Raw genomic sequence first — 15,656 nt, 5'->3', positions numbered from 1 at the left:
GCTCCGCGACGCGAGCGGGCGGCCGTGCTCAGCCCTGCGCCCGCGCCATGGCGTCGGCGATGCGCTGCAGCGCCACATCGCGGCCAGCCAGGTAGATGGTGTGATCGATCGACGGCGAGACCTGGGTGCCGGTCATCGCCACGCGCAGCGGCTGGGCAATCTTGCCCATGCCCAGCTCCAGTTTCGCGGCGATCTGCTCGATCACCGCGTGGATCGGCTCGGGCTTCCACTCGCAACTGGCCAGCAGCGCCCTTGCCTCGTCAAGCACGGCGACCGCACTGTCGTTCTTGAGGTGCTTGGCGACGGCCTTCTCGTCCCACTCGACGATGGGACCGAACCAGATCGCCGCGCGCTCGGCCATTTCCTTCAGGGTCTGCACGCGGTCGCGCAGCGCCACGATCAGGTCGGCCGGCGCCGGGCCGTTCGACAGGTCGTAGCCGGCGCGCTGCAGGTGCCACTCGAACTCCGGTGCGATGGCGGCGGGATCGTCGGTCTTGAGGTAGTGCTGGTTGAGCCAGGCGAGCTTTTCGGTGTCGAAGCGCGAAGCGGCCTTGTTGACGTCGGCGATGTCGAAGAGCTTGACCATCTCCGCGCGCGAGAAGATTTCCTGGTCACCGTGCGACCAGCCCAACCGCACCAGGTAGTTGAGCAGCGCGTGCGGCAGGAAGCCGTCGGCGCGGTACTCCATGACACTTACCGAGTTGGTGCGCTTGGAGAGCTTCTTGCCTTCCTTGTCCAGGATCATCGGCAGGTGCGCGAACTCCGGCACCGGTGCGCCCAGCGCGTGATAGATGTTGATCTGCCGCGGCGTGTTGTTGACGTGGTCGTCGCCGCGGATCACCTCGGTGATGCCCATGTCGATGTCGTCCACCACCACGGCGAAGTTGTAGGTAGGCCAGCCGTCGGAGCGGAAGATCACCAGGTCGTCCAGCTCGCTATTGGCGATCTCGATGCGACCCTTCACCTTGTCCTCGAACACCACCGAACCCTCGGTAGGGTTCTTGAAGCGGATCACCCGGTTCGGGTCCTCGCGGTACGGCTCGTTGCGGTCGCGGTAGTAGCCGTTGTAGCGAGGCTTCTCGCCGGCGGCCATGGCCGTCTCGCGCATCGCCTCGATCTCGTCCTTGCTCTCGTAGGCGTAATAGGCCTTGCCCTCGGCAACGAGGCGATCGGCCACTTCCCGGTAGCGCGCCAGCCGATGAGTCTGATAGACCGGTGCCGCGTCGGCGTCCAGATCCAGCCAGTGCATCGCGTCGAGGATTGCCTGTACGGCCGCGTCGGTGGAGCGCTCGCGGTCGGTGTCCTCGATGCGCAGCACGAACTCGCCGCCGCGACGACGCGCCTCCAGCCAGCAGTACAGCGCGGTGCGCGCGCCGCCGATATGGAGAAAGCCGGTGGGACTGGGGGCAAAGCGGGTGCGGACGGTCATGGGGCGAGGCTGCGTGCGGGGCAATCGCCCATTTTAGACCATCGACGCGCTGCTGCCCCGCCTCAGCGGCGAGACGACTGCTCGCAGGACCAGCCGCGGCACACGATGACGTTGGGGGTTTCGATCACTCCCCGAAGCAGCACGGCGGGCGCGCCGAGCAGTGCCGAGTCCCGTATCGCCGGCTGGCCGTCGCCAAAATCCAGCGGCGGATGCTCGCGGCGTTGCGGCGCCGCGGGCTCCAGCACGTAACGCACCTGGAACAGCGGTACCCGCGCGGGCACTGCCGTAGCCGCAGCCGGCGGCGGCTCCGACGCCGCATCCTGGACGGCGGCACGGGCGGTGGCCCGCGCGTTGGACGGCAGCGCGAGCGCCGCGATCAATGCCATTGAAGCGAAGGACCCGAACGGATGCATGGCCACCTCCTCTGCCGCGACGCAAGCGATGGTGGCGCGTCGCCCTGCGATGGTAAAGCACGGCGTCACCGACGCGTCATGACCGCGCCACGCCCGCGCAACGCGCGGCGCCGAAGCTGGGCCAAGCCAGCCAAGGTGTTGTCATGCGCATCGGCATCGTCAGCGAGACCTATCCCCCCGAGATCAACGGCGTCGCGTTGACCGTACACAGCCTCGCCACCGGCCTGGCTGCACTGGGGCATACGGTGGAAGTGGTCCGGCCGCATCAGCCGGTGTCGTGCTCCGACGAACCCGGCATGCTTCCGGTGGAAACGCGTGGCGCCGCCCTGCCCCGCTACCCGGGCCTGCGCTTCGGATTTCCCAGTGGACGCATGCTGCGCAAACGCTGGAACCGCCTGCGGCCGGACGCCATCTACGTGGCCACGGAAGGCCCGCTGGGGTGGTCGGCGATGCGCACGGCGCAACAGCTGGGCATTCCCGCGGCGACCGGTTTCCACACCCGTTTCGACAACTATGCAGCGCACTACGGCGTGGGCTTCCTGACCGAGGCGGTGCGTGGCTACCTGCGCCGCTTCCACAACCGCGGCGGGGCAACGCTGGTACCGACCGACGCGCTGCGGCAGGAGCTGGCCGCGATGGGGGTGCGCCATGCGCGCATCCTTCGTCGCGCCGTGGACACGACGCAGTTCCATCCGAGACATCGCGACGTGGCGTTGCGCCAGCAGTGGGGCGTGGATGGCCACGCTCCGGTGGTGCTGTATGTGGGCCGCATCGCGGCGGAAAAGAACCTCGAGCTGGCCGTGCGTGCGTTCCGCGCAGTGCAGCAGCAGGTGCCGGCCGCACGCTACGTGTGGGTCGGCGACGGCCCGGCCCGCGCGGCGCTGCAGGCGGCGCATCCGGACTTCATCTTCGCCGGCATGCAGCGCGGCGATGCGCTGGCGCGCCATGTGGCCAGTGCGGACGTGTTCGCGTTCCCCAGCCTCAGCGAGACCTTCGGCAACGTGATTCTCGAAGCGCTCGCCGCCGGCCTGCCGGTGGTGGCCTATCGCGAAGGCGCGGCGCGCGAACACATGGAACACGGCAGCAATGGCTACGTCATCGAGCCGGGCGACGAGGCCGGCTTCATTGATGCGACCGTCACCCTCGCCGGCAACCCCAGCCTGATCCGCCACATGGGCCGCGCCGCCCATGCCAGCGTGGGTGCGCTGTCGCCGGAATCGGTGATCCGTGATTTCGAATCGCTGTTGAGGCAACTTGCCCGGGAGAGCGCCGATGTCCAGCCTGCCGCCACTCGCGCCCATGCCTGAGTTTCCCGCTCCGGCCATGCGCGGCCCGCGCTTCGCGTTCGACCGGCGGATGTGCGTGGCCGCCAACCGCTGGGGCGCACGGCGTGCGGTGGGACTGTTCTTCGGCGCGGTGAGCCGGCTCGGCGACGGCGTGTTCTGGTATGCGCTGATGCTGACGCTGGCGGTGCTCGACGGCCGTCGCGGCGCGCTCGCCGCCGCGCACATGGCGGCCACCGGACTCACCGCACTGGCGCTGTACCGGCTGCTCAAGCGATGGACCAGGCGACCGCGCCCGTTCCGCGTGTGCGCCGGCGTGATCGCTCACGTGCCGCCGCTGGACGAGTTCAGCTTTCCCTCCGGCCATACGCTGCAGGCGGTGGGCTTCACCGTGGTGGCGCTGGCCTGGTATCCGCTGCTGGCACCCCTGCTGCTTACCTTCACTGCGCTGGTGGCCGCCTCGCGCGTCGTGCTCGGCCTGCACTACCCGAGCGACGTGCTCGCCGCGATCGGCATTGGCAGCACGCTGGGCGCGCTCGCGTTGTGGCTGATGCCGGTGACGATGCTTGCCTGAGCAGATCGTGCTCAGGCCGTGCGCATGTGCTTTGCGATCAGCACGATAGGCTACCTATCCACAGGGTTTACCCGAGCACTTCCACAGCGGCTGTGGAAAACGACGCGGGCGCTGCGCAAGAACTGACCGCCGCGTAGCAAGTGACTGAGCGCAAAGGCACAAGGCCGGGTTGTCCACAGGGTTCTCCGCCGCTCGTGCACATTCCCTGTGGACAACGCGCCGGCGCCGACCGTGCGCCACTGGACACCCAAAGACGAAGAAGCCGCCGCATCGCGGGGATGCGGCGGCTTCGCCAGGTGCCATGCTTTGTGCGCGATCAGGCGGCGCGGGGGGCCTTCATCAGCAGACCGAGCACGTCGGCCAGCTTGTCGCGCATCTCGCGGCGGTCGACGATCATGTCGATGGCGCCGTGTTCGAGCAGGAACTCCGAGCGCTGGAAGCCTTCCGGCAGCGTCTCGCGCACGGTCTGCTCGATCACGCGGGGCCCGGCAAAGCCGATCAGCGCCTTCGGCTCACCCACGTTGATGTCGCCCAGCATTGCCAGGCTGGCCGAGACACCACCGGTGGTCGGGTGCGTCATCACGCTGATGTACGGCACCCCGGCGTCGCGCATGCGCGCCAGCGCGGCCGAGGTCTTGGCCATCTGCATCAGCGAGAACAGCGACTCCTGCATGCGCGCACCGCCGGTGGCGGAGAAGCACACCAGTGCGCTGCGGTCGGCCAGCGCGCGCTCCGCGGCACGGGCGAACTTTTCGCCCACCACCGAACCCATCGAGCCACCCATGTAGGCAAACTCGAAGGCCGCCGCCATCAGCGGGCGGCCCTTCAGCGCACCGCTCATGGTGACCAGCGCGTCCTTCTCGCCGGTGGACTTCTGCGCGGCGACAATGCGGTCGCGATACTTCTTCGAATCACGGAATTTCAGCGGATCGGTGGGCTCCAGGCTGGCCCACAGTTCCTGCGCACTGTTCTCGTCGAACAGCGAGGCGAGCCGGTCACGCGCACTGATGTAGTGGTGATGGCCGCACTTGGGGCAGACCATGAGGTTGCGCTCCAGCTCCGGCCGGTACAGCACCGTGCCGCAACCAGCGCACTTGTCCCACACGCCCTCGGGCACCTTGCCTTTTCCGGCAGCGGCGCCCTGGGTACGGGCGCGCGGAGTCATGATTTTCTGCAGCCAGTTCATCGCAACACCTCAAAACGTTCCTGACCCGGGACGGTCGGACGGACCGTCTCAGTGTGCGTCGAGCGCGGCACGGATCGGCGTCAGGAAATCGCTGATCCGGGCCACGATGTCTTCCACCTGCAACGCGCCGTCGAGCCGGTCCACCAGCGCGCTGCCGATCACCACGGCATCGGCGAAGGCGGCGATCTCGCGCGCGCTGCGTGCATCACGCACGCCGAAACCGACCGCCACCGGAGCCTTCGCGCGCGACCGGATGTCGGCCACGCGCTCGGCGATATCACGGGTGCTCAAATGCCCCGCGCCGGTGATGCCGGCAAACGACACATAGTACAGGAAGCCCTCGGCAGACTCGCACAGCTGCGCCATACGCGCGGGTGCGGTGGTGGGCGCCGCGAGCCGGATCGGCTGCAGTCCGGCCGCGCGCAGCGGCTCCAGTACCGCCGACTCCTCCAGCGGGCAATCGACCAGCAGCACGCCGTCGACACCGGCCTCGGCGGCCTCCTTGCCGAACCGCGCATAGCCGTGGATCTCCACCGGATTGAGGTAGCCCATCAGCACGATCGGCGTATCCGGGTCGCGCTGGCGAAACTCCGCCACCCAGCGCAGCACGTCGACAAGGCCGACGCCCTTGGCAATCGCCCGCTCGCTGGCGTGCTGGATCACCGGGCCATCGGCCATGGGGTCGGAAAACGGCACGCCGAGCTCCAGCAGGTCGGCGCCGGAGTCCACCAGCGCATGCATCAGCGCCACCGTGTGCTGCGGCGACGGATCGCCTGCGGTGACGAAGGTGATCAGCCCGGTGCGACCGGCGGACTTGAGGGCGGCGAAGCGTGCATCGATACGGGACATGGGCGGACCAGGCAAGGAGGGAGTTGAAGGTGTGAGCGAACCGGCGCGGCGGCGAACGAGGCACAAGGCGGGGTCGGCCAGCCGGGAACACCGGGCAAGCCTGCCCGCGCTTCACGGCTGACGCCCGCGACTACACCGTGACGCCTTCGCGGGCGGCGATCGTGTGCACGTCCTTGTCGCCGCGCCCGGAGAGGTTGCACAGCACCAGGCCGTCCCTGGGCAGCTCGCGCGCGAGCTTCATCGCCTGGGCAATCGCGTGACTGGACTCGAGCGCGGCGAGGATGCCCTCGGTGCGCGCCAGCAGGTGGAATGCCTCCATCGCCTCGGCGTCGGTGATGCCCACGTACTCGGCGCGGCCGGCATCCTTGAGGAAGGCATGTTCCGGGCCGACGCCGGGATAGTCGAGACCAGCGGAGACGGAGTGGGTTTCGGCGATCTGGCCGTTGTCATCGCACAGCACGTAGGTGCGGTTGCCGTGCAGCACGCCGGGCCGTCCGGCCGCGAGCGAGGCCGCGTGCAGCCCGCTGCCGATGCCCTCGCCGGCCGCTTCGGCCCCGACGATGCGCACGTCGCGATCATTGAGGAACTCGTGGAACAGGCCGATGGCATTGGAGCCACCGCCGACGCAGGCGGTGATCGCGTCGGGCAGGCGGCCATACTCGGCCAGCATCTGCGCACGCGCCTCGCGGCCGACGATCGCGTTGAAGTCGCGCACCATCTGCGGGTACGGGTGCGGACCGGCCACCGTGCCGATGATGTAGAAGGTATCGGCGACGTTGGTCACCCAGTCGCGCATCGCCTCGTTCAGCGCATCCTTGAGCGTCTTCGAGCCCGAGGTCACCGGCACCACCTCGGCGCCGAGCAGCTTCATGCGATAGACGTTGATCTTCTGCCGCTCGATGTCGGTGGCGCCCATGTAGACCACGCACTTGAGCCCCAGCCGCGCCGCGATGGTGGCACTGGCCACGCCGTGCTGGCCGGCACCGGTCTCGGCGATGATCCGCGGCTTGCCCATGTGGCGCGCCACCAGCCCCTGCCCCACGGTGTTGTTGATCTTGTGCGCGCCGGTGTGGTTCAGGTCCTCGCGCTTGAGCAGGATGCGCGCGCCGCCGACGTGCGCCGACAGCCGTTCGGCGTGGTAGATCGGGCTGGGCCGGCCGACGTAGTGGGTGAGATCGCGATCCAGCTCGGCGATGAACTGCGGATCCTTGCGCAGCCGCTCATAGGCCTCGCTCAGCTCGGCCAGCGGCGCCATCAGGGTCTCGGCGACGTACTGCCCGCCGAACGCGCCGAAACGGCCGTGCGCATCGGGCCAGGCATGGAAGTCCTGGACGGGAGCGGGCGACAGGGGCTGGGCGTTGGCCATGGCGATGATTCCTGTGTGGAGCGGAGTCAGCGGGCACCATCGCCCGCGATAAGCGTGAATTCTAATCCTCGGATCACACCCGGAAAAGCGATAAGATCGCCGCAAATTGTCAGGAAATATCACATGACAGAGCGCGACCTGCCTCCGCTGAATGCCCTGCGCGCGTTCGAGGCCACCGCCCGGCTGGAGAGCGTGACGCGGGCCGCGCAGGAGCTGCACGTCACCCACGGCGCCGTGAGCCGGCAACTGCGGCTGCTCGAGGATGCGCTGGGCCGTCCGCTGTTCGCGCGTCAGGGGCGTGGCCTGGCGCTGACTGACGCGGGCGCGCAACTGCGCGATGCCGCGGGCACCGCGCTGGAACAACTGCGCGACAGCTGGGCCGGCCTGCGCCGCAGCACTCGCGCGCCGTTCGTGCTCGGTTGCTCCGGCAGCCTGCTGGCACGCTGGGTGATTCCACGGCTGCACCGGCTGAACCGGGATCTTCCCGACCTGCCGCTGCACCTGTCCGCCCAGGAGGATGCCCCGGGCGCGGAACTGGACGGGCTGGACGGCGCCCTGCTGCTGGCGGCGCCGCCGTGGCCGTCCGCGTGGCGGGTGGACACGCTCGCGACGGAGCGGATTGGCCCGGTACTCAGTCCGCGGTACGCGGGCTGGCCGCGCCTGCAGGGGCAGCCAATCAGCGCGCTGCTGGACGAACCGGTCTTGCAGACCCGCTCGCGCCCGCAGGCGTGGCGCGACTGGTCCGATGCCGCCGGGCTGGCCGGCCCGCCGCACGCGACGGGACAGGAATTCGCCCACCTGTACTACCTGCTCGAAGCCGCGCTGGCGGGCCTGGGGGTCGCCATTGCCCCCGCACCGCTGGTGGCCGAAGACCTCGCCAGCGGCCGGCTGATCGCGCCGTGGGGTTTCTGCGAAACCGCCTCGAGCTGGGTACTGGCTACGCCACAGCGGGCGGGCGATGGCCGTGCCCTGGCGCTGGCGCACTGGCTGCAGGCAGAGCTGGCGGGCGGCTGAGCGGCCACCGTCAAGGTTCGCCCGGAGCAAGCTGCCTCGGACCCAAGGGTGACTCAGAGATAGCGCTTGATCGCCTCGCGCAGCCGCTGCGCCTGTGCCGGCGACAGCGTGCCCAGCACGCCGCGACGATCCGCCGGAATGTGTTCGGCATCGGCGGGGTCGCCAAAAGCGAAGTGATTGACGATGGCACGCCAGCCGGCGCGCTCGCTGGCGCCCATTGAACGGAACACCAGCGTCGCGTGCAGCAGCGCCCCGAGCGCGGTAGCGGCCGCCACGCCACCGGGCGGCACCGGTTTCCACCAGTAGTTGGCCAGCGCGTTGATGCGCTCCAGCGATGTCACGTGGTGCCACCACAACGGCGGCAGGTAGATTGCGTCGCCCGGCGCCAGCTCGGCCACCTGCGCCGCCGCCAGCGCGTGCTTGAGCCGCGGAAAGCGCGGATCGTCCGGCTGGTCCAGCCGGGCCATGCTGATCGCCGCCCCGGTGGGGGCAAAGTCCAGCGGACCGATGTACAAGTTGTCCACCTGGTCCGGCGCGAACACGGTGAAACGACGGCGGCCGCCGATCACGCAAGCCACGTTGTGGAACTCGTCGAAGTGCGCCGGCGTGGTCACCCGGTTGCCGATCCACAGGCGCGGAAGGATCGCCGGGTCCAGCATGGGCAGACGATGGTGGTCGAGAAAGCCCGGCAGGCACGTCGCCACCGGCGCACTCTGGATCGCCAGTCCGTACGGCCGCGCCTGCCGGCTCTCGTGCACCAGCCGCTTGAGTCCGTCGGTGACGCAGATGCGGTAGTGCTCATAGTTGAAGCCGCTGAGGTCGGCGTTGTAGCCGACCCGTCCGCCTTCCTCCGGCGACATCAGCAAGGCGTCCACCTCGACGCCGCTGTCCAGGGCACCCAGGCCACGGGCCAGCGCGGTGTCGGACTCCCGCGCCCATGCCACCACCGGCCACGCGTCGACCAGGCCCCGCAGCACACGCGGCCTTGCCTGCTGGATCAGCGCCGCGAGGTCGAGCTCGCCCGAGCGGCAGTCGCACTCATCGATCGGCGTGGGCATGGCGGAGTGGGCCACCGGTGCGGCTCAGGCGAGATCCGCCGCGTGCACGGCGGCAATGAAGGCCGCCAGTCGCGCCGGATCCTTGATGCCGGGCGCCGACTCGATGCCGCTGGCCACGTCCACCGCCCACGGCCGCGCCCGCCGGATGGCCTCGCCGACATTGCCCGGGTGCAGGCCCCCAGCGAGGACCAGCGGCTGCTCCGCCGCGGCTGGCATCAGCCCCCAGTCGAACGCCTTGCCGCTGCCGCCGGGCTCACCGAGCCCATGGCCGTCCAGCAGCAGGCCCTCGGCCTGCGGATAGTCCCGCAGGCGCGCCAGCGCAGCTGCGCCCTCGCCCATCGCCACCGCCTTGAGGTACGGCCGACCGAACTGGGCACACCAGGCGTCGGTTTCACTGCCGTGGAATTGCAGCAGGTTCGGCCGCACGCCCTCGGCGACGGCGCGCACCCATTCGGCGTCATCGTCCATCAGCAGCGCCACGCTGGTGACGAACGGCGGCAGGGCCGCCACGATCCCGCGCGCCTGCTCGATGGTGACGCGGCGACGGCTGCACGCGGTCAGCACCACGCCGATGGCATCGGCGCCCAGGCGGGCGGCAAGCAGCGCATCCTCGACGCGGGTCATGCCGCAGCATTTGATGCGTGTGCGGGTCATGCCGTCACCGCCGCCGGCAATCCCCAGTGCGGCTCGTAGCGCGGACCGATGAAGGTGAGTCCGGAAGCCGGCGCCGTGGGTCCGGCGACTTCGCGGTTGCGCCCGGCCAGCAGCTGCGCCAGCCAGCCCGGTTCGCGTTCGCCGCGGCCGATCGGCAGCAGCGAGCCGACGATGTTGCGCACCATGTGGTGGAGAAACGCGTTGGCCTCGATCTCGATACTCACCTGTTCGTCCTCGCGCCGCACCGACACCGCCAGCACCTCGCGCCGGGCGTGCGCAGCCTGGCAGGCGATCGCCCGGAACGCAGTGAAATCGTGCTCGCCACGCAGCACCTGCGCCGCCTCGTGCATCCGCTCGGCATCCAGCGGCTGACGCTCCCAGGTGACGTATCGCGCATCCAGCGCCGCCCGCACCGGACGGTTGAGGATGCGATAGCAGTAGCGGCGGCTGCGCGCGGAGAAACGTGCATGGAACGCGTCGGCGACCGGCATGGCCCAGAGCACCGCGACCGCGGTCGGGAGATTCGCGCACGTCCCCAGTACCCAGCCGCGTGGATCGCGCTGCACCTCGGTGTCGAAGTGCACCACCTGGCAGCGCCCGTGTACGCCTGCGTCGGTGCGCCCGGCACAGGTCACCTCGACCGGCTGCGCGGCCACCGATGAAAGGGCCTTTTCCAGCGCGCCCTGCACGCTGGGACGGTGGCTCAGCCGCTGCCAGCCGGAGAAGTCGGTGCCGTCGTATTCAATGCCCAGGGCGATGCGCATGACCGGGTGCAGATGCTCTCGAAACGCGGCCGCAAAGCATAGCAGCCCGCATAAAAAAACCCGGGCCGCATGAGCGGCCCGGGTCGATGGTGTTGCGGCCGCTCGGCGGCGCTCAGGCGATACCGTCGAGCAGACGGCGCGCCACGTCGCGCTGCGGCTGGCTGCCCTCGGCGAGCACTTCCTCGAGCATCGCACGCGCGCCGTCGGCGTCACCCATGTCGAGGTAGGCACGGGCCAGATCGAGCTTGGTGTCGATCGGATCGTCGCTGAACTCGGTCGGCTCGAAGTCGGTGTCGGCACCGTCGGCCTGCCAGGCCGGAGCGGCATCGGTCGACCCGGCAGTGTCGGCCGCGTGCAGGTCGTCCTCGAAGGCAAAGTCGACGTCCTCGATGGTGTCCGCGTGCCCTTCGTCGTCGTGCGTGGTGTCGGTCAGCGGGGCGCGGGCCGGTTCGCGCTGCGGCGTCAGGTTGAAGTCGAAATGGTATTCGCTGACCTTGGCCGGTGCCGGCGTGGGTGCAGGCATCGGCGGGGGCACCGAGTCGGCCGTCGCGTCGGACGGATAGCTGTCGAGGTCGAAGCCACCGAGCGGCTCGCGCTCGTTCTCCGGCACCGAGGTGTCCACCCCCACGAACAGCGGGTGGCCAGGCACCAGGTCCTCGCCCATTGCCGCCACGTCCTGCCACTCGGACTGCTGCGGATCGCTGATGTGCGCGTACATCGCCTCGGCCGCCGCTTCGAAATGCTCCACATCACGGCGGTGGTAGTAGAGGCTCACAAGCTCCAGATGCAGGCCGACATCGTCCGGATGCTCGGCCAGCTGGTCGAGCAGCTCGTCCTGGTCCGGATCGTCCGAGCCGTCGACGGGCAGCGGGGCTGCGCCGAAGCGGTCGGCGAGCGAGGAACCGGCCGGCTTGTTCGGTGCCTTGGAACGGCGGCCACGCAGGGCCAGCAGCAGCGCCAGGGCGATCGCCACGGCACCAGCGGCCCATGCCCAGGTCTGCATGTACCAGGGATCTTCGACCGGCGTGGGCGCGGGCGCACGCTTGACCGGGGCCGGCTTCTTCGCCGGCTTGGGCGCGACGGCTGCCGGCGTGGCGGCCGCCGTCGCGCTGGCAGCCGAAGTGCTGGCAACCGGTGTCGCCATCGCCGGCGTCATCGCGGTGCCTGCCGCTGCGGCGGCGGTCTTTTCGGCAGTCGGTGCGTTGGCTGGCGCACCGGCCGCCGCCGGCACAAGCGCGGTGGTGGCCTTGGCCGGGGTTGCGGTCGCAACTTCCGCACCGGCACCCTTCTGGGCCTCCGCCAGCTTGCGCTGCAACTCGGCGATCTCGTTGTCTTTCAGCGCCAGCAGGCGCTCGTTCTTGCCGTTGATATCTTCGAGGTCTTTCAGCCGCGACTTCAGCTCGGCGCCCTGTTGCTGCAGGGTGGCCAGGCTCTCCTGGCTACGCTGCAGCTCGCGCCGCACCTCGGCGCCACCCTTGCCCGAGCCGGCCGATGCACCCTTGCCGTCGGCGGAGGGAACCAGCGCCAGATGATCGTCCGCCGGCGTCGCCGGGGCGCTGGGCGACGTCGACGCACCGGCGCGGGTGGCCGAGTCGGCCACGGCGGTGGGCGCACTGACCGTGCCAGAACGCCAGTCGCCGTTCTGCCGACGCACTTCGGCCATCGCAGCCGCGGCGCTCATGGCACGGGCCTCGTCCGCGGTCGGTACGCGCAGCACGGCACCGCTCTTGAGGGCGTTGATGTTGTCGCGATAGAACGCGTCGGGATTGGCTTGCTTGAGCGCCAGCAGCGTCTGGTTGAGGTCGGCCCCCGCCGGCATCACCTGCTGCGCGATCGAGGACAGGTTCTGCCCGCTCTGGACCGGTCCGAACTGGCCGTCGACCACGGCACCACGGCTGGCCGCCGGCGCCGCGGCCGGCCGGCTCGCGCGGGGCGTGGTGCCTGGCACGGCGGGAGCGCGCGACGACGGCGCAGCAGCAACCGGCGGCGGCGCCGCGGCCACGCCGGGCGGATCGAGCAGGATGGTGTATTCCCGCACGCTCTTGCCGGCGGCGTTGTCCACCTGCACCAGCAGGTCGAGATACGGGTCGTTGATCGCGTCGTTGCTGGTGATGCGGATCAGCTTGCTGCCGCCGGGCCCGTTCACGATGGCGAAGTTCAGCGGTACGGCGGTGCGGCCGTCAGTGATGCCGGCGCGGGCGAAATCCTCGTTCGAGGCCAGCCGGGCGCTCAGGTTGCGCAGGTCGGCGGGGCTCTCCGGGGTCACCGGGATCTCGGCCAGCAGGGGCTGGCCCAGGGCCGACTTCACCTGGATCTGGCCCAGCTCCAGTGCCACTGCCTGGCTGCTTCCCAATGCCAAGGCCAGCAGCATGGACAGTTTCAACGAACGATTCATCGCGTTTTCCCCCGAACGACCCGTGACGCTCCCCGTGCCGTCGCAGAACGCGGCGGCCTCCCGAATAGCGCGTCACTTTAGTTAGATGCCAGCCAATCAACAATAGGCGTGGCGAATACTTGCACGATATTGCTGCGCCAGCTTCTCGAACACGCACGCGCTCAGGAACCGTCCTTTCCGGACGGCGGCGCAGGATGCGTCGCCTGCAACTGCTGACGCAGCTGCTCCAGCGCCCGATCCTGCTCGCGCAGGCGCTCCTGGGCCTGCCGGCTGCGCGACTCCTGCGCTGCCACCGCCTGCTGCAGCTGCTGCACCTCCGAGGCGGTGCGCTTGAGGTGCAGGCCGATCCGCTGGGGATCGGCCTGCGTGGTCGCGGCGGCGTCCTGCCCGCGGGAAGCCGCGGCAAGCGCGGGAGCGCCGCCGGCCTGCGCCACGGTCAGGAGAGCAACAAGGAAGGTACAGCGCATGGTTTCACCTCAGAGGTAGTCCTCGATCAGCAACTCGGCGATCTGCACGGCGTTGAGCGCCGCGCCCTTGCGGATGTTGTCCGCCACGATCCACAGGTCCAGACCCCGATCGTGCGATATGTCCTCGCGGATGCGGCCCACCAGCACCGCGTCCTTGCCGGCCGCGTCGCCCACCGGCGTGGGGTAGCCGCCGGCCTTGCGCTCGTCCATTACCTCCAGTCCGGGCGCCTGCTCCAGCAGTTCGCGCGCCTGTTCGGCGGTGATCTTGTCGCGCGTCTCCACGTGCACCGCCTCGGCATGGCCGTAGAACACCGGCACGCGTACCGCCGTGGGATTGACCGCGATCGAAGGGTCTTCGAGGATCTTGCGCGTCTCCCACACCATCTTCATCTCTTCCTTGGTGTAGCCGTTGGGCTGGAAGTCGTCGATGTGCGGAATCACGTTGAAGGCGATCTGCTTGGGAAACTTGGCCGGCTCCGCTTCCTGGAAGTTGAGCAGCGCGGCGGTCTGCCGCCCCAGCTCCTCCATGCCCGAACGTCCGGCCCCGGAGACCGACTGATAGGTGGCGACGTTGATCCGCTCGATGCCCACCGCGCGATGGATCGGCGCCAGTGCCACCAGCATCTGCATGGTCGAGCAGTTCGGGTTGGCAATGATGCCGCGGACGGTGTAGTCGGCAATGGCATGCGGGTTCACCTCGCTCACCACCAGCGGAATGTCGTCCTGGTAGCGGAACTCCGAGGTGTTGTCGATCACCACCGCACCGGCCGCCGCCGCACGCGGCGCGTGCTCGCGACTGACCGAACCGCCGGCGGAAAAGAACGCGATGTCCACGCCGCTGAAGTCGTAGTCGGCCAGATTCTGCACCGTGATTTTCTTGCCCGCGAATTCCACCTGCCCGCCCGCGGAGCGCTCGCTGGCCAGCGGCACCAGCTCGCTGATCGGGAAATCGCGTTCGGCCAGGATCGACAGCAGGGTTTCGCCCACGGCGCCGGTCGCTCCTACCATCGCCACCTTGTAACTGCTCTTCTTGCTCATGATCGTGTCTGTCTGCCTGGGAACTGAAAAAGGCCGCCGGGGCTTGGCCGTTCCCGCATCAGCGGAAATCTAGCCCGGGCGGAGCTCAACACAAACCAGCCATCTGCACGACCGTGAAAGCGGTCACGCTTTGCCCGGCGCTGGCCGGGCGTGCAGCAGCTGCGGATTGATCGGTGTGGGTGGATCGCCCGCCGCCGACCCTAGCCCGAGGCCCGCCAGCACATTGTCGACCGCCAGGTGCGCCATGTTGCGGCGGGTATCGGCACTGGCGCTGCCCAGGTGCGGACTGAGCACGACCTGGTCCAGTGCCAGCAGTGCCGGATGCACCACTGGCTCGTCCTCGTACACGTCCAGTCCCGCCGCCGCCAGCTGCCCCGCCGCCAACGCGGCGGCCAGTGCGGCCTCGTCCACCAGGCCGCCGCGCGCGATGTTCACCAGCACGCTGCCGCGCTTCATGCGGGCCAGCTCGGCGGCACCGATGATGTGATGATTCCCGGGCGTGTACGGCAACGCCAGCACCAGATGGTCGGACTCGGCCAGCAGCGTGGGCTGATCCACCCAGCGCGCAGCGCACTGGCGCTCGGTCACCTCCGGCAGCCGGTGGCGATTGTGATAGAGCACGCGCATGTCGAACCCGCCGGCGCGGCGCGCCACGGCCTGGCCGATCCGCCCCATGCCGAGGATGCCCAGCGTCCTGCCGTGCAGGTCCACGCCGAGCCAGTCGTCGATGCGCATGGTCCCGGTCCACTGCCCCGACCGCAGCCAGCGTTCGGCCGCGCCGACCCGACGTGCCGCCGCCAGCAACAAGGCCCAGGCGTAGTCGGCGGTGGTTTCGTTGAGCACATCGGGCGTGTTGCAGGCGAGCACACCGGCCCGGGTGAGCGCGTCGATGTCGAGGTTGTTGTAGCCCACCGCCAGATTGGCGATCACCCGCAGGCGCTCGTTGCCGGCAAGCGTGGCGGCATCGACGCGATCGGACAGGCCGATGATCGCCGCATCCACGTCGGCCAGCCGCTCGCGCAGCTGGGCCGGCGAGTGCTGGCGCTCGGTCGCCTCTGCAACCAGCGTGACGTGCTGGTCCAGTCGCGCCAGCGCCTCGGCGAACAGCGGACGTGACACCCACACTTTGTACCGCTTGGTCATGCCGGTTCCTGCAGGGATGGATC

The 15,656-nt window shown here is 69.5% G+C and carries 15 protein-coding genes; 3 read left to right on the top strand and 12 right to left on the bottom strand.

Annotated features, from left to right (window positions below; translation table 11 throughout):
- Positions 1–28 precede the first annotated feature (28 nt).
- Together gltX and VFG40_RS10300 are read right to left on the bottom strand one after the other, a co-directional pair.
- Entirely contained in the window at positions 29–1,429 is a 1,401-nt protein-coding gene (gene gltX / locus VFG40_RS10305) for a glutamate--tRNA ligase (RefSeq protein ID WP_324897264.1), read from the bottom strand.
- Between the two features lie 62 nt (positions 1,430–1,491).
- Positions 1,492–1,848, bottom strand: a complete 357-nt coding sequence (locus tag VFG40_RS10300) for a hypothetical protein (RefSeq protein WP_324897263.1) — start codon at positions 1,846–1,848, stop codon at positions 1,492–1,494.
- Between the two features lie 137 nt (positions 1,849–1,985).
- On the opposite strand from VFG40_RS10300, the gene VFG40_RS10295 reads away from it, so the two are divergent.
- Positions 1,986–3,149 (top strand): glycosyltransferase family 4 protein, encoded by a 1,164-nt coding sequence (locus VFG40_RS10295; RefSeq protein ID WP_324897262.1) that lies wholly within the window; start codon positions 1,986–1,988, stop codon positions 3,147–3,149.
- On the top strand, positions 3,115–3,699 hold the full coding sequence (locus tag VFG40_RS10290) for a phosphatase PAP2 family protein (RefSeq protein ID WP_324897261.1): 585 nt from the start codon (positions 3,115–3,117) through the stop codon (positions 3,697–3,699). The genes VFG40_RS10295 and VFG40_RS10290 overlap by 35 nt, the downstream gene beginning before the upstream one ends.
- A 316-nt stretch (positions 3,700–4,015) precedes the next feature.
- On the opposite strand, the gene accD is transcribed toward VFG40_RS10290, so the two are convergent.
- The 3 genes from accD to trpB form a co-directional block, all read right to left on the bottom strand.
- Positions 4,016–4,885: an acetyl-CoA carboxylase, carboxyltransferase subunit beta gene (gene accD / locus VFG40_RS10285; protein ID WP_324897260.1), complete on the bottom strand. Its 870-nt coding sequence runs from the start codon at positions 4,883–4,885 to the stop codon at positions 4,016–4,018.
- A 48-nt stretch (positions 4,886–4,933) separates the two neighbouring features.
- Positions 4,934–5,734 carry a tryptophan synthase subunit alpha gene (gene trpA, locus VFG40_RS10280; protein ID WP_324897259.1) on the bottom strand — a complete coding sequence of 267 codons (801 nt, stop codon included), beginning with the start codon at positions 5,732–5,734 and terminating at the stop codon, positions 4,934–4,936.
- 130 nt (positions 5,735–5,864) lie between these two features.
- Entirely contained in the window at positions 5,865–7,100 is a 1,236-nt protein-coding gene (gene trpB, locus VFG40_RS10275; protein WP_324897258.1) for a tryptophan synthase subunit beta, read from the bottom strand.
- Positions 7,101–7,223: 123 nt separating this feature from the next.
- Between trpB and VFG40_RS10270 the strand changes: the two genes are divergently transcribed.
- On the top strand, positions 7,224–8,114 hold the full coding sequence (locus tag VFG40_RS10270; protein WP_324897257.1) for a LysR family transcriptional regulator: 891 nt from the start codon (positions 7,224–7,226) through the stop codon (positions 8,112–8,114).
- Positions 8,115–8,167: 53 nt separating this feature from the next.
- On the opposite strand, the gene VFG40_RS10265 is transcribed toward VFG40_RS10270, so the two are convergent.
- The 7 genes from VFG40_RS10265 to VFG40_RS10235 form a co-directional block, all read right to left on the bottom strand.
- The gene (locus VFG40_RS10265) at positions 8,168–9,187 is read right to left on the bottom strand and encodes a cupin-like domain-containing protein (protein WP_324897256.1); all 1,020 of its coding nucleotides are present in this window, start codon (positions 9,185–9,187) and stop codon (positions 8,168–8,170) included.
- Positions 9,188–9,196: 9 nt separating this feature from the next.
- On the bottom strand, positions 9,197–9,826 hold the full coding sequence (locus VFG40_RS10260; protein ID WP_324897255.1) for a phosphoribosylanthranilate isomerase: 630 nt from the start codon (positions 9,824–9,826) through the stop codon (positions 9,197–9,199).
- Positions 9,823–10,590 carry a tRNA pseudouridine(38-40) synthase TruA gene (truA, locus tag VFG40_RS10255; protein WP_324897254.1) on the bottom strand — a complete coding sequence of 256 codons (768 nt, stop codon included), beginning with the start codon at positions 10,588–10,590 and terminating at the stop codon, positions 9,823–9,825. Before truA ends, VFG40_RS10260 begins: the two co-directional genes overlap by 4 nt.
- Before the next feature lie 112 nt (positions 10,591–10,702).
- Positions 10,703–12,985, bottom strand: a complete 2,283-nt coding sequence (locus VFG40_RS10250) for a motility hub landmark protein FimV (protein ID WP_324897253.1) — start codon at positions 12,983–12,985, stop codon at positions 10,703–10,705.
- A gap of 161 nt (positions 12,986–13,146) precedes the next feature.
- Positions 13,147–13,452, bottom strand: coding sequence for a hypothetical protein (locus tag VFG40_RS10245; RefSeq protein WP_324897252.1), 306 nt, complete (start codon positions 13,450–13,452; stop codon positions 13,147–13,149).
- Positions 13,453–13,461: 9 nt separating this feature from the next.
- Positions 13,462–14,490 carry an aspartate-semialdehyde dehydrogenase gene (locus VFG40_RS10240; RefSeq protein WP_324897251.1) on the bottom strand — a complete coding sequence of 343 codons (1,029 nt, stop codon included), beginning with the start codon at positions 14,488–14,490 and terminating at the stop codon, positions 13,462–13,464.
- A 123-nt stretch (positions 14,491–14,613) separates the two neighbouring features.
- Positions 14,614–15,633, bottom strand: a complete 1,020-nt coding sequence (locus tag VFG40_RS10235; RefSeq protein WP_324897250.1) for a 2-hydroxyacid dehydrogenase — start codon at positions 15,631–15,633, stop codon at positions 14,614–14,616.
- Positions 15,634–15,656: the final 23 nt, after the last annotated feature.

The organism is Dyella sp. (assembly GCF_035685805.1).
In the GTDB taxonomy this organism is placed as follows: Bacteria; Pseudomonadota; Gammaproteobacteria; order Xanthomonadales; family Rhodanobacteraceae; genus Dyella_A.
The sequence above is the reverse complement of the archived record's forward strand: the minus strand, read 5'-3'. Positions and strand labels throughout refer to the sequence as shown.